At 70.2% G+C, this 14,023-nt stretch carries 13 protein-coding genes; 7 read left to right on the plus strand and 6 right to left on the minus strand.

Annotated features, from left to right (window positions below; translation table 11 throughout):
* Positions 1-94 precede the first annotated feature (94 nt).
* The 4 genes from AB0H21_RS14015 to AB0H21_RS14030 form a co-directional block, all read right to left on the minus strand.
* The gene (locus AB0H21_RS14015) at positions 95-763 is read right to left on the minus strand and encodes a response regulator (protein WP_358516036.1); all 669 of its coding nucleotides are present in this window, start codon (positions 761-763) and stop codon (positions 95-97) included.
* The gene (locus tag AB0H21_RS14020) at positions 760-3,327 is read right to left on the minus strand and encodes an ATP-binding protein (RefSeq protein ID WP_358516038.1); all 2,568 of its coding nucleotides are present in this window, start codon (positions 3,325-3,327) and stop codon (positions 760-762) included. Before AB0H21_RS14020 ends, AB0H21_RS14015 begins: the two co-directional genes overlap by 4 nt.
* Before the next feature lie 72 nt (positions 3,328-3,399).
* Entirely contained in the window at positions 3,400-4,227 is an 828-nt protein-coding gene (locus tag AB0H21_RS14025; protein WP_358516040.1) for a phosphatase PAP2 family protein, read from the minus strand.
* Positions 4,228-4,497: 270 nt separating this feature from the next.
* Positions 4,498-5,235 carry a protein phosphatase 2C domain-containing protein gene (locus AB0H21_RS14030; RefSeq protein ID WP_358516042.1) on the minus strand — a complete coding sequence of 246 codons (738 nt, stop codon included), beginning with the start codon at positions 5,233-5,235 and terminating at the stop codon, positions 4,498-4,500.
* A 127-nt stretch (positions 5,236-5,362) separates the two neighbouring features.
* Here AB0H21_RS14030 and AB0H21_RS14035 point away from each other — a divergent pair, with 127 nt between their 5' ends.
* Positions 5,363-7,537 (plus strand): N-6 DNA methylase, encoded by a 2,175-nt coding sequence (locus tag AB0H21_RS14035; RefSeq protein ID WP_358516044.1) that lies wholly within the window; start codon positions 5,363-5,365, stop codon positions 7,535-7,537.
* Positions 7,538-7,578: 41 nt separating this feature from the next.
* Positions 7,579-8,472 (plus strand): serine/threonine-protein kinase, encoded by an 894-nt coding sequence (locus tag AB0H21_RS14040; RefSeq protein ID WP_358516046.1) that lies wholly within the window; start codon positions 7,579-7,581, stop codon positions 8,470-8,472.
* 285 nt (positions 8,473-8,757) lie between these two features.
* Here the strand turns inward: AB0H21_RS14040 and AB0H21_RS14045 are convergent, their stop codons facing one another.
* Together AB0H21_RS14045 and AB0H21_RS14050 are read right to left on the minus strand one after the other, a co-directional pair.
* On the minus strand, positions 8,758-9,225 hold the full coding sequence (locus AB0H21_RS14045; protein WP_358516048.1) for a MarR family transcriptional regulator: 468 nt from the start codon (positions 9,223-9,225) through the stop codon (positions 8,758-8,760).
* Between the two features lie 148 nt (positions 9,226-9,373).
* Entirely contained in the window at positions 9,374-9,607 is a 234-nt protein-coding gene (locus AB0H21_RS14050; RefSeq protein WP_358516050.1) for a hypothetical protein, read from the minus strand.
* Between the two features lie 284 nt (positions 9,608-9,891).
* Here AB0H21_RS14050 and AB0H21_RS14055 point away from each other — a divergent pair, with 284 nt between their 5' ends.
* The 5 genes from AB0H21_RS14055 to AB0H21_RS14075 all read left to right on the plus strand — a co-directional run bounded on the left by AB0H21_RS14055 (position 9,892) and on the right by AB0H21_RS14075 (position 13,773).
* The gene (locus tag AB0H21_RS14055) at positions 9,892-10,746 is read left to right on the plus strand and encodes a helix-turn-helix transcriptional regulator (RefSeq protein WP_358516052.1); all 855 of its coding nucleotides are present in this window, start codon (positions 9,892-9,894) and stop codon (positions 10,744-10,746) included.
* A 5-nt stretch (positions 10,747-10,751) separates the two neighbouring features.
* Entirely contained in the window at positions 10,752-10,994 is a 243-nt protein-coding gene (locus AB0H21_RS14060; protein WP_358516554.1) for a DUF397 domain-containing protein, read from the plus strand.
* 158 nt (positions 10,995-11,152) lie between these two features.
* Positions 11,153-11,530 carry a helix-turn-helix domain-containing protein gene (locus AB0H21_RS14065; RefSeq protein WP_358516054.1) on the plus strand — a complete coding sequence of 126 codons (378 nt, stop codon included), beginning with the start codon at positions 11,153-11,155 and terminating at the stop codon, positions 11,528-11,530.
* A 190-nt stretch (positions 11,531-11,720) separates the two neighbouring features.
* Positions 11,721-12,200 carry a cold shock domain-containing protein gene (locus tag AB0H21_RS14070; RefSeq protein ID WP_358516056.1) on the plus strand — a complete coding sequence of 160 codons (480 nt, stop codon included), beginning with the start codon at positions 11,721-11,723 and terminating at the stop codon, positions 12,198-12,200.
* A 484-nt stretch (positions 12,201-12,684) separates the two neighbouring features.
* Entirely contained in the window at positions 12,685-13,773 is a 1,089-nt protein-coding gene (locus tag AB0H21_RS14075) for an FUSC family protein (protein ID WP_358516058.1), read from the plus strand.
* Positions 13,774-14,023: the final 250 nt, after the last annotated feature.

Below are 14,023 nucleotides of genomic sequence, written 5' to 3' on the forward strand. Positions count from 1 at the left end.
GCATATCTGCGGCCGGACTTGCCGGTCCTCGCCCCTGACCCGCGCGCCCCGGCTGTCGGCCCTGCTCTCCGGACCTGCGTGACCGGGTGGCTGTTCACGGCTGGAAGCGGTAGCCCATGCCTGGTTCGGTGAGGAGGTGGCGGGGGTGGGCGGGGTCGGTTTCCAGCTTGCGGCGGAGCTGCACCATGTACTGGCGCAGGTAGTGCGTCTCCTTCACGTAGTTGGCGCCCCAGACCTCGGTCAGCAGGCGGCGCTGGCTGATCAGCTTGCCGGGGTTGCGCAGGAGGATAGTCAGCAGGTGCCACTCGGTGGGCGTGAGCCGGACGCCGCCGGAGACGGTCTTGGCCACGAGGTCCACGACGTGGTCGCCGACGATGATCTCGGCCAGTTCCTCGTCCTGCGTGACCGAGCGCCGGGTGACCGCGCGAATGCGGGCCAGCAGTTCGTCGATGCCGAACGGTTTGGTGACGTAGTCGTCGGCCCCGGCGTCCAGCGCGTCGACCTTGTCGGCGCTTCCGGCCCGGCCGGACAACACGATGATCGGGACGCTGGTCCAGCCCCGCAGCCCGTGGATGACGTCCACGCCGTCGATGTCGGGAAGCCCGAGGTCGAGGACGACCAGGTCGGGGTGCCATCCGGCGGCCTGGCGCAGCGCGGTGCCGCCGTCCCTGGCGACCTCGACGTCGTAGTGGCGCGCGAGAAGGTTGATGCGCAGCGCGCGCAGGAGCTGCGGTTCGTCGTCGACGACGAGGATCTTGGTCATACGCCGCCCGCCCTGGAGGAAATCGGCAGAGTGAGGATCATAGTCAAGCCGCCTCCCGGCGTCTCCTCGGGGAGGAGGGTGCCTCCCATCGCTTCCGTCAGCCCCCGGGCGAGAGCCAGGCCGAGGCCGACCCCGGTGTGGTCGCCGCGGTCGCCGAGACGCTGGAACGGCAGGAACACCAGGTCGTGCTGGACGGCGGGGATGCCGGGCCCGCGGTCCACGACCCGGATCTCGGCGTACCGCCCGTAGGAGCTGGCCGTGACCAGCACCTTCTCGCCTTCGGGACTGTACTTCAGGGCGTTGGACACCAGGTTGACGAGGACGCGTTCCAGCAGCGCCGGGTCGGCCACGACCTCGGGCAGCTCGTCGGAGATCTCCTCCAGGACGCGCTCGCGCTCGGGCCCGAGGTCGGCGATCACGCGCGGCATGACCTCTTCGAGGCCGATCGGACGCGTGGCGAGGCCGAGGGCGCCCGCCTGGAGCCGGCTCATGTCCAGCAGATTGGCGATCAGCCGGTCGAGGCGGTCGAGGGACTCCTGGGCGGTGTCGACGAGCGCGTCGTAGTCGTCGCGGGTCCAGCGGATGTCCCCGCGCAGGCTGTCCACGGCGGCTTTGGCCGAGGCGAGCGGGGTGCGCAGGTCGTGGCTGACGGCGGCGAGCAGGGCCGTGCGCATCTTGTCGGCCTCCTCCAGAGGACGGGCGCGCTCGGCCTCCTCCGCCAGCCGCTCCTGGCGCAGCGCGACGGCCGCCTGGGCGGCGAACGCCTCGACCACCCGCCGGTCGGCGGCGTCGAGAAGGCGTCCGCTCAGCGCGAGGACCAGGTCCTCCCCCACCTCGACGTCGCTGCCGGCCTGGTCCGGGCACGCGGTCGCCGCGGGCTCCCCGGCGGTGGCGACGACGCGCCAGGCGCGCGGGTCGGACCGGTCACCGGCGACGGGCCGCAGCCCGGGTACGCGTTCCAGCAGCGTGACGGCGTCGAGGCCGAAGGTCTCGCGCAGGCGTTCCAGCAGCGTGGGCAGGGCGGCGTCGCCGCGCAGGACGTGCCCGGCGAGGGTGAACAGCATCTGGGCGTCGGCCCCCGCCCGCGCCGCCTCGCGGGTGCGGCGGGCGGCGAGGTCGACGACGGCGCTGACCATCACCGCCACGAGCACGTACACCGCGAGCGCCAGCACGTTCTGCAGCCGGGCCACGCCGAGCGCGTGGAAGGGCGGGGCGAAGAGGTAGTTGAGCAGGCCGAACCCGACCAGGGCCGCCGTGACGGCCGGGAGCATCCCCCCGGTCAGGGCCACCACGACGACCATGAGCAGGAACATCAGGATGTCGGCGGGCAGCGCGAGGGTGCCCCGCGCCGCGTACAGGACCCCGGTGAGCGCGGGCAGCCCGAGCAGCGCCAGCGCCCACCCGGCGGCGCGCCTGCGGAACGGGAGGACGGCCCGCCCGGCCTGGGACAGGCCCTTCCCGGCCTCCTTGTGCGTGATGACGAGGACGTCGATGGGGCCGGACAGGGCGATCGTGGTGACCCCGACGCCCGGGGAGAGCATCTGGGCGAGCCTGCCGCGGCGGGACGCGCCGAGTACGAGCTGGGTGGCGTTCACCCCGCGGGCGAAGTCGATCAGCGCGTGGGCGACGTCGTCCCCGACGACCTGGTGGTAGGTGCCTCCCATGCTCTCGATCAGGTCGCGCTGCCGGGTGAGGCGCGCGGGGTCGACGCGCGAGAGCCCGTCGGAGCGGGTGACGTGGACGGCGAGCAGGTCGGCGGCGCGGCTGCGTCCGGCGATCCTGGCGGCCCTGCGGATCAGCGTGTCGCCCTCGGGGCCGCCGGTGAGGGCGACGACCACGCGTTCGTGGGTCTCCCAGGGGCCGGCGATGCCGTGCTCGGCACGGTAGCGGTCGAGCTGGTCCTCCACCTTGCCCGCGACCCACAGCAGCGCCAGCTCGCGCAGCGCGGTCAGGTTGCCGACGCGGAAGTAGTTCGCCAGGGCCGCGTCGATCTGCTCCGGGCCGTAGACGTTGCCGTGGGCCAGGCGGCGGCGCAGCGCCTCCGGGGCCATGTCGACCAGTTCGACCTGGTCGGCGCGCCGGACCACCTCGTCCGGGATCGTCTCACGCTGCGGCGCGCCGGTGATCTCCTGGACGACGTCGTGCAGGGACTCCAGGTGCTGGATGTTCACCGTGGAGATCACGTCGATGCCCGCCTCCAGCACCTCCTCGACGTCCTGCCAGCGCTTGACGTTGCGCGAGCCGGGGACGTTGGTGTGGGCCAGCTCGTCGACGCACGCCACGCGGGGGTGCCGCCGGATCAGCGCCTCGGCGTCGAACTCGGTGAAGGTCGTCCCCCGGTGGACCAGCGTCCTGCGGGGGACGACCTCCAGCCCTTCGAGCAGCTCGGCGGTGCGGGCCCGGCCGTGGGTCTCGACCAGGCCGACCACGACGTCGGTGCCCCGGGAGGCACGGCGGCGCGCCTCCGCGAGCATCGCGAAGGTCTTCCCGACACCCGGCGCCGCCCCGAGATAGACGCGCAGCCTGCCCTTGGGCGCGGCGCCTTCCGGGCGTTCAGCCCCCATAGCGCCATCGTGCCCGACGCGGGAGCGGCCACCGTACGTGCCCCCTCGGTTACCACACGGCCACGCCCTCCGCTACCGGGCGGCCACGTCACGGCGCGTCGAAGAGCATGGACCCCGCAGGCGCCACGTCTCGAAGGCGGCCGTCGTGGCCGCGATCACCGCCACGCCGAGCACGATGCCCGCCACCACGTCGCTGACCCAGTGCACGCCGAGTGCCACCCGCGTGTAGGCGACGCCCAGGGCGATCACGGCGGCGACGACCCACGCGACCGTCCGCCACCGGGCTTTCAGGAGGGGCAGCAGCAACAGGACCAGGATTCCCGCGCCCAGCGTCGCGTTGAGCGCGTGCCCGGACGGGAACGACGAGCCCGGCGCGAGCGCCACGGGGTCGGGCAGGTGGGGCCGGGCGCGGGCCGTGACCTCCTTGAGCGCGACGCCGAGCAGCCCGCCCACCGTGATGGTCGTGGCCGCCCACAGCGCGAGCCTCGGCGCCCGCCGGAAGAGGAGCCAGATCATGGCCAGCCCGACCAGGACACGCCAGACGCCGGGGGACATGACGTCCGTCCAGGCCTGGAGGAACGTCACCCAGCCGGGGTGCGCGACGGCGTAGGTGTGCAGGTCGCGGGCGACGCCCTGGTCCAGGTCGTTCAGCGGCCCGAACGACGTCTGGACCAGCACGGCCAGCAACGTGAACGGCACCAGGACCAGGAACACCGCGGCGGTCGCGAGCGTGAGCCGCAGGCCGAGGCTCCTGTCGCGGTCGAACCGCCGCCCGAACCAGCCGCCTGCCCCGGCGTCGCCCGCCTCGCTGCCCGCCGCGGTCCGCCGGTCCGATCCGCCGGTCGGGTTCGGCCGCCCGCGATCACCATGCGAACCGAGATGGTCACCGTAAGTGCTCATCGTTCACCGTACCTCCGTCCCGGCCTTCACGACCTCACCCCGCACCGGGGTCCGAGCCGCTCCTGGTTGAGGACGGAGCTGAGCCCGACGACGGCGATCACGCCCGGGATCTTCGGGGCATGGCAGTGCGCACTACCCGAAAAGTCCGGATTAGAACGGACGTTTACCGATATGCGTCCGCGCGGGATCCCGGCCGGGGTCAGGACGCGGGCTGGACGTCGGCCCCGACCCAGCCCGGGAGACAGGCAGGACCTCCGCCACACCCCGGTCTCAGGACGCGGACTGGACCTCGGCGACGACGCAGGTGATGTTGTCGGGCCCGCCGCCCTCCCTGGCGAGGTCGACCAGCCGCTGCGCCACCTCGCCGAGGTCGTCGATCGAGCTCAGCGTCTCGTGCAGGACCTGCGCGGACACCACGCTGCTCAGACCGTCCGAGCAGATCAGGTAGCGGTCCCCCGCGGACGCCTCGCGCATCGACAGGTCGGGCTCGACGGAACCGGTGCCGCCGAGTGCCCGCATCAGCAGCGACCGGCGCGGGTGTGCCGCCGCCTGCTCGGCGGTCATCTGCCCGTCGTCCACCAGGGACTGGACGAGGGTGTGGTCGCGGGTGATCTGGTAGAGGTAGCCGTCGCGCAGCATGTACCCTCGCGAGTCGCCGATGTGGGCGAGCGCGAAGCGCCTGCCGTCCCACAGCATCGCCGTGAGGGTGGTTCCCATGCCGGTCAGCTTGGGGTCCCGGGCCGCCATGTCCTTCAGCCGCAGGCCGGCTTCGGTGATCGTGGCCTCCAGCGTGCCGAGGACGTCGGCGCCCGGCGGGTCGCTGTCGAGGACGGATAGGGCCGCGATGACGGTCGCGCTCGCCACCTCGCCGTGGCTGTGCCCGCCCATGCCGTCGGCGACGGCGAGCAGCCTGGGGCCGGCGTACACCGCGTCCTCGTTGCGCGGACGGCGAAGGCCGACGTCGGTGCGAGCCGCGTAACGCAGCGTGAGCGTCGCGTTGTTCGACATGACCTCAGTAAATCATTGGTTGAAACACTTCACAAGCATCTAGTTTGTGGATCGCAGCGGCATGGTGGACTACTCTGACCCTGGGGAGCCCGGGCAAACCACAGGCGAGCAGGGAGATGCACGACAAATGGGACACGACGCCATGTTGAACGCAGGCGACATCGCCCGGCTCGCCGACGTCGGCCGCGCGGCCGTGAGCAACTGGCGGCGCCGCTACGACGACTTCCCGCAGCCCGTGGGCGGCACGGCGGCGAGCCCGCTTTTCTCCCTTCCCGAGGTCGAGGACTGGCTCCGTCGTAACGGCAAATCGTACGAGATGTCGCTGGGAGACCGCGTCTGGCAGCGGCTGCGCGCCTCCGGCGACGACCTGCGCCTCGGCGAGCGCGTCGGCTGCGCGGGCGCGTTCCTCCTCTACCTGCGCCGCGACCCCGGCGGCTGGAAGGGCCTCGCACGCGCCCCCGAGCTCGTCGAGTTGCTGCCCGAGGCCGCCGCCACCGCCGTCGCCGACCTCCCCGTGCCGGTCGCCTGGGACCTCATCGACGCCCGCCTGTACCGCCTGCTCGCCGACCTCGCCGCCGAGCAGGGCCCGGCGGACGCGTTCGAGCTGCTCTTCGAGCGGTACGTCGAGGCGCACTCCCGCCGGCTTCCGGTGACCCGCCCCGAGATCGCCGACGTGATCACCCGCCTGACCCTGCGCGACCTGGACCTTCCCCCGACCGGCGACGACGCCACCGGACACGCGCGGACGGCCGAGGGTGAGCGGTCCTCCGGCACGGGGACGGCGGCCACCGTCCTGGACCCGGCGTGCGGCATCGGCGCGCTGCTGATGCCCTTCGCCGGCGCGCGGGTGCTCGGGCAGGACGGCGGCGACACGACCGCGCTGCTCACCGCCGTACGCCTGCTGCTGCGCGGCGCGCACGCCGAGGTCGTCGCCGGAGACTCCCTGCGGCAGGACGGGTTCCCCAGCCTGCGCGCCGACGTCGTGGTCTGCGACCCGCCGTTCAACGAGCGGGCGTGGGGCTACGAAGAGCTGACCGGCGACCCCCGCTGGGAGTACGGGCTGCCGCCGCGCGGGGAACCCGAGCTGGCCTGGGTGCAGCACTGCCTGGCCCACGTGCGCCCCGGCGGGCTGGTCGCCATCCTCATGCCCCCGGCCGCCGCGAGCCGCCGTCCCGGCAAGCGCATCCGGGGCAACCTGCTGCGCGCGGGCGCGCTGCGCGCCGTGATCACACTGCAGGCGGGCGGCCCCGACCTGTGGCTCCTGCGCCGCCCTGGCCCCGGCGAGCGCCCGCCGTCGTCCGTCCTGCTGATGGACGCCTCCGTGACGCCGCCGCAGGAGCCCTCGCTCCTGGACACGGTCCTCGGCCCGGCGACGCCGGACCCCTCGCCGGGCGCACGTCCCGGGCCCGGCGGCCCTCCATCCGGCGCACCTCCCGGACCTGGCGGCCCCACGCCGGCCGACGTCGCGTCCCGCGCGGAGGCGGAACGTCCGTCGTCCCCGGTGGAGGCCGCGTGGCTGGCCTTCACCGCCGATCCTGAGGCGCAGCCGTCCGGCCCGTACCGCGCGGTCCGCATCATCGACCTGCTGGACGACGAGGTGGACCTCAGCCCCACCCGCCACCTGCCGCCGCACGCCGACGAGGACCAGGCCGCCGGATTCGTCGCGATCGCCGGGCGCTTCCGCGAGGCCGCCGCCGCCCTGCCGGACGCCCCGCCGTCCCTGGGCGTGCTCGCCGAGCCGCGCGACCTGCCGAGCACCACCATCGGCGAGCTGGTGCGGGCCGGGCTGGTCACGATCCACCAGGGGCAGCCGAAGATGGCCACCGGCCCGGGCGAGGTGCCGGTGCTCACCGTCGCCGACCTCGCCGCCGGCGGACCCCCGTCCGGACGCACCTCCCCCGACCCGGCGCACGTCACGCTCGAACCGGGGGACGTGGTGGCGGCGGGCGCGACCGGCGAAGGCGCCGCCCGCACGGTCACCGAGGGCGGCGCGGTGCTCGGGCCGCAGCTCTACCTCTACCGGGTGGACCCCGAGCGCATGGACCCCGACTTCCTGGCCGGTTTCCTGCGGTACGCGGGCGCGTGGGGGACGGCCCGCTCGCATCCGGGGGCCAGCCGCGTGGACGCGCGCCGGGTGCGGATCCCCCGGCTCTCCCTGGCTGAGCAGCGGATCTACGGCAAGGCGTTCCGCGAGCTGCTGGAGCTGGAGGACCGGCTGCGCGAGACGGCCGCACTGGGCGAGGCGCTGATCCGGTTAGGCTTTGACGGACTGGTCGGCGGCCATCTGCGGCCCAGCGGCTGAGGGTGTATTTTTCCCCCGATAGATCATCAGGAGGGGCGAGAATGGTCATCGGCGACCGCTATGTCCTTGACGACCTGCCTCTCGGCCAAGGCGGCATGGGCGCGGTCTACGCCGGCCACGACAAGCACCTCGACCGCCGGGTGGCGGTGAAGTTCCTCCGCTTCCCCGGCGGGCACGACGCCGAGCTGGAACAGCGCTTCATGCGCGAGGCACGCATCCTGGCCCGGCTGGAGCACGCCGGGGCGCCCGTCCTCTACGACTTCGGCACCTTCGACCAGCGCCTGTTCCAGGTCCTGCAGTTCATCGAGGGTGTGACCGTCGCCGACCTGGTCAGCGAGCACGGCCCGCTGCCCGTCCCCTGGGCCGCCGCCATCGCCGCCCAGGCGTGCGCCGTGCTGTCCGCCGCCCACTCCCTGTCGATCTGCCACCGCGACCTCAAGCCGACCAACCTCATGCTCTGCCTCGACGGCAGCGTCAAGGTGCTCGACTTCGGCCTCGCGATGGTCCGCGAGGCGGACGTCGCGCAGTTCACCCGCATCGGGCAGATCCTCGGCACCCCCGCGTACATGTCCCCCGAGCAGATCCAGCGCGGCGCCGCGGGGCCGCGCAGCGACCTTTACGCGCTCGGCTGCGTCCTGCACGAGATGCTGACCGGGCGGCAGCTCTTCGTCGGCCCGACCGAGTACGCCGTGTTCGAGAAACAGGTCAACGAACGCCCGCCCGGCGTCCCCGGCGTCCCGGACACTCTGAACAGCCTGATCGCCGGCCTGCTGGAAAAGGACCCCGACGCCCGCCCCGCCGACGCCGTCACCCTGTACGACCAGCTCACCCCCTTCGCCGTCGACCTCCCCATGCTCCCCGGCTTCCTCACCCCGCCGTCGATCCCGAGCCCCGGCCGCATGTACGCCAGAATCCTCGGCCGCGTCCTCCCCTAACCCCTCCCCGTCCGCGTCCTCCCCTGACGCATCTTCCGGCCGCCCGATGCTCCCGCCCCACGCCGGACGTGCCCCCGCCCCGCGGCCTCCCCACCCACACACGCCACCCCGGCCTACCCATCGGCGCCGGGTCGGAGGGACGGTGTGCGGCGAACCCGGCGCCGCCGTACGGCGAGCGACTCGGCGAACGTTCGAGCCCACAGCCCATGTCAGGACATGTACCGAGGGGGCCCACTTCGACCGCCGCTCCCGGGCCCGTTCACCCTCGGTCCGGCAGCACCGCTCTCAATCCCCGTCTCCGGAGGTCAGGCCTGTCAGCACGCTGTCGAAGATTCCCTGGAGTTGCCGTACCTGCTCGGGGCTCAGGTGGTCGAACAGCACCCGCCGGACCTCTTCGACGTGCCCCGGCGCGGCCTCGACCAGCACCGCGTACCCTTCGTCCGTCAGCTTGGCGAGGTTGGTGCGTGCGTCGCCCGGACGCTTGCACCGGCTCACCCAGCCCTGCGCCTCCAGCTTGGCCACCGCGTGCGACAACCGACTCGGCGACGACTGGACCAGCCGGGCGAGATCGCTCATCGTCAGCTCCCGCCCGGGAGCCTCCGACAGCATGGCCAGGATGACGTAGTACGTGTGCGGCATGCGGGCGTCCCGCTGCAACTGCCGATCGAGCGACTCGTGCAGCAGGCGCGACGCCCAGAGGAAGCTACGCCACATCCTCTGCTCGTCCTCATCCAGCCACCGCGTCTCACCCATGACCCCAGTCTACCGATTTAGTTGAGCATTCAATCTTCCCAGGCACAGCCCCTCACCGGTCATCCCGTTTCCTGACATTTCCCGACGCGAGCGCCTGGGTGCCACCAGGACCACAGCCGGGGCGCGGACCCGGCCGTGACCACCTAGATCACGCGCTGCACTCGACGTCCAGCCACACCAGGTGCAGGCCGAGCTGACCGGCCACCCGGTCGCAACTCGACCAGCACCCGTGAGGCCGCCCGCTCACAGTGATCGTCGCCACGGAGCCATCGGGCACCTGCACCCCGTACAACTCCACCCCACCGTCGTCGCCGTACTCCTCGTCGGGGTAACGCAGCAGAGCGAACAACCGCGCCCGCTCCTCCAGCCTCGGCGCAGGCATGCCCGCACCCTGGCCACCGCCATCGTGATAGACAGTCGGCAGGCTGGAATGGGGTTGCTGATCCATCCGATCACCTCTCTTCCGGCATCTCGGCCGGGGCGGGCACAGCCGTCGCACGCCTGCCCGCCTCGGCCACTCTTCGAGTTCACATCACTCTGATGCGTAATCGACGTCTCGAGAGTAGAGTGACAGCCGCTTCTCCGCCACGCAATCTTGAGATTCTCTACTTCACAAAAAGGGGCATTAGCCCATTACGTCCAATTTCGAAACGTCTGAGAGGCTGCATGGCACCCAAGAAGGGACCGACGCTTCGCGCCCAATGGCTCGGCAAGCAACTTCGCGAGTTGCGTGAGACAGCCAAACTCACGCTTCGGGAGGCAGGCGACTACGTACAACGCGACCAGGCGGCGCTCAGCCGATGGGAGCAGGGCCTCACCCCTGCGCGAGCACCCGACGTACTTGCCCTGCTCAACCTTTACGGGGTGGATGATCCCGACCTTCGCGACGGCCTAGAAAAACTCAGCCGAGAAATCTGGCGGAAGGGCTGGTGGGACGACTACGCACGCGAGACTTCCGGGAGGGTCATCGATCACGCCTGGCTGGAGTCACGGGCCGAGATACTCTACTCATTCGACGTGCTCGTAATCCCCGGACTGCTCCAGACACCTGAGTACGCCGAAGCGGTGATCAGGGCAGCGAACCCGAGCGCGAACGATGCCTACGTCACTCGCTGGGTGGACTTCCGGATGACGCGGCAGCAGGTCCTGCACAGAGACGACCCGCTGCGGCTCATCGTCGTACTGGACGAGGCTCTACTACACCGCACGGTCGGTGGACCTTCGGTGATGCGCGCCCAGTTGCAGCGTCTTGCCGAACTCGGAAACCGACCCAACATCACGATCCGCGTTCTCCCGTTCAGCGCGGGAGCACACGCCAGCCCTCGCGGCGCTTTCATGCTCTTCGGGATGCCCTCCCCGTTTCCGGACGTGGGTTACGCAGAAACACGCGCCGGAGGTATCTATGTCGAAGCGGACGACGTCGTGAGCTTCGCGAACGCCTACGACAGATTGGAGCGCGCTGCACTCACCCCAGACGGCTCAAAAGCGCTCATAATAGCCACAGCGGAACGTACATCTTGATCGAGATGGAGACGCCCACGATGGCCACCCCCGAAGAACTGGCCCACGTAGCCTGGCACATCAGCACCTTCAGCCCCAACGGCGACGCGGAGTGTGTCGAAGCAGGCCCGCTGGCTGACGGCACCGGACGCGTCGCCGTACGCCACAGCCACCACCCCGACCGCGAGGTCATCCTCTACACCCGCGGTGAATGGGAAGCGTTCATCGCCGGCGTCAAAGCGGGCGAATTCGACTTCTTTACCCCATGACACGGACTACATCAGTAGCACCGCGCGCCTCTCAGGGAGTACCGAAACGCATGGTCGGAACTCAGTACCGTAGGCAGTGACTACTGATCTTAAAGGGCTAGTGCTACCTAACGTGTTCGTCTAGATACAGTAACGAGTTCCCGCAGCACAACTGCAATGTGCGTTACCCCCAGGGCGGAGGCCTGTCGACCCAGGCATGCGCCAAACGCGAGCAGATCCGCTTTCAAGCAGCCGACATGTTCGAGCGCGGCATCGCCCCGCCCGAGGTCGCCCGAAACCTGCGAGTCACCCGCCAGTCGGCCTGCGCCTGGCGCCGAATCTGGTCCAGCGGCGGCAGACAAGCCCTGGCCTCCAAGGGCCACGGCGGATCACCATGCCGGTTGAACACCGAGCAGATCCTGCTGCTGGAGGCCGAACTCCGCCAGGGACCGGTCGCGCACGGCTGGGATGACCAGCGATGGACCCTCACCCGGATAGCCACCGTCATCGCCGAACTCTTCCGGGTCGACTACACCCTGCCCGGAGTGTCTTACTAAAGGGAAACGTGGTTACTGGACCCCGGAAATAGCATCACCGCAGGTCGGGGCTTCGAAATTGTCCAATAGGATAGTTTCTCATTAGTATCTGCTGCACCGGCTCAGCTGGTCGCCACAGGTCCCCATCCATCGCGCCGCCGAACGCGACGAGGATGCCGTCACCACCTGGATGAAGGAGACCTGGCCCTATATGAAAGACAGGCAGCCACCCGCAGCGCCTGGATCTGCTTTGCAGACGAATTCGGAATCTATTCGCACGAGGTTGCCTGATAGCGGAGGGGCAAGCTATGTCCCCCGCTATCAGGCAATCTACGATACTACCGAGAGGATCGCAACAATGGGTGTTGAGCCGGTTGACGCAGCTACTGGAACGGTGGTGGAGTGGAACGACGACGAGGGCTGGGGGTTCATCAGATCCGCCGATGTACCCGGCGACGTTTTCGCTCACTTTTCGTCGATTGTCGGAATGGAAGGTTATAGATCCCTCGTACCGGGGCAGCGTGTTAGGTTCACGTGGGAGCAGTACCCTCAAGATGGTTTCAGTTTTCGGGTGATTCATGTGTTCGTCGGTGATGCCCCCACACCAAGCACACAACGTCTTGCGGGCGAGAGCGACATCGATGCTTACGCGAGCCGTCTACAAATCCAGCCGGACAATCAATCGGAGTAACTGCAGGTCGTGCTGCGCTCGACTAGCGCTTAAAGGATGTGTCGGCTATATGCGCCACCTTCTGACGAGTGCAGTTCGGCCGTTTTCGAAGTACAGCCGCTCGGACCGCTGCGCAACCTCGAGGTCCATCAGGCTGTAGCCGAGGTCGGACTGACCACTGGCCTGGTTGTAGGTGACGAGACGTACCGAGGTTAAACGACTGGCTTTACGGTGGTTCGATCACCGAATCTCCCGCTGCCCAGGAAGCCGGCGGACGAACATGATCACGGAAACTGATCCGAGGTGTCTCCGGGAGTACCGGCCTCGTCCCTCGCCCCGCACATCCCCGTTCACCTGCTGAGCAGGGGAGACAAATGGTGATTTGTCCGAAGTAGGATGCGCGGGTACCAACGAGCCCCCGGGTCCGGGCATGGCGGTGGTGAGCCCGCCCGCGCCGGTCCGGGGCCCGGGTGCGGTGGGGCGGATCCGACCATCGGAGGGAAACGTGGGACGCCGACTTCGCAGGCTGGCGTCCAGAGTGCCGTCCATCCTCCAGTGCGCGGCGGCCGCGGCCATCGCCTGGGTCGTCGCCAAGGAAGTGCTCGGACACCCGAGCCCCTTCTTCGCGCCGGTCGCCGTCGTCATCTGCATCGGCGTGGCCCTCGGGCGGCGGGTCCGCCGCATGCTGGAGATGGTCGCCGGGGTCGGGCTCGGCGTCGGCGTCGGTGACCTGCTCATCGCACGGATCGGCTCGGGACCCTGGCAGATCGCGCTGGTCGTCGCGCTCGCGATGGCGGTCGCCGTGCTACTGGACGAAGGACCGGTGATCGCCCTGCAGGCGGGGTCGTCCGCCGTGCTGGTCGCGACCCTGCTGCCTCCGAGCGGCAGCGGCGGCACCGCCCGCATGATCGACGCCTTCGTCGGCGGGTTCATCGCGATCGCCGTCGTGGCGCTGCTGCCGTCCGACCCGGTCGCGCTGGTCCACCGGCACGGGCGCGTGGTGCTGGACGAACTGGCCGAGGCGCTGGAAGGGGCCGCCGAGGCGATCGCCGCACGTGACGTCCCGCTGGCCGCCGACTCGCTGGACAAGGCGCGTGGCTCGCAGGCCGCCGTCGAACGACTCCGTGACGCGCTCCAGACCGGACGCGAGATCGCCGTCCTCAGCCCCCTGCGCTGGCACACCCGCAGCAGGCTGGCCCGTTATCAGGCGGCGAGCATCCACATCGACCGCGCGCTGCGCAACACCCGGGTCCTCCTGCGCCGCACGCTCGCGGCCCTGCGCGACGGCGAGCCGATGCACCCGGACTTCACCGGCGTCCTGCACGGCCTCGCCGAGGTCGCACGGCTGCTCCGCGACGAACTAGCCTCCGGCGTCGAACCCACCCAGGCACGTCAAGTCGCCCTCGCACTGGCCCACGGCGACCACACCGCCCTCGTCGACGACACGGGCTTCTCCTCCAGCGTCGTCGCCGCCCAGGTCCGCTCGATCATCGTGGACCTCCTGGTCGCGACGGGCGTGACCCGCGAAACCGCCCTGACTTCCCTCACACCCGCCGCCCCGATCGAGCAAGAAGAAGAGGCGGGCCAGGGCTGACAGGACCACACCGGCCAACCGGCAGAGGCCCGGGCCGGGTTGGAAATGTGGGCCAAAGATCGACGGTACGGGGCTGTTCACCGCGCGCGTGCCCAGCCCGCTGGCTCAGTGTGAGAAATCGCCACGAAATGCGTCAAGAGGTTGCCGTCTGACCGGGACCTCATGGACCTGGGCTCCGCGCTTTTGAGCGTTTTACCAGGGCTTATACCTCACATATACCCGCCTGTCCGATGCTCGTCCCGAGCCGATC

It is taken from the genome of Sphaerisporangium sp. NPDC051011 (genome assembly GCF_040653595.1).
Lineage (GTDB): Bacteria > Actinomycetota > Actinomycetes > Streptosporangiales > Streptosporangiaceae > Sphaerisporangium.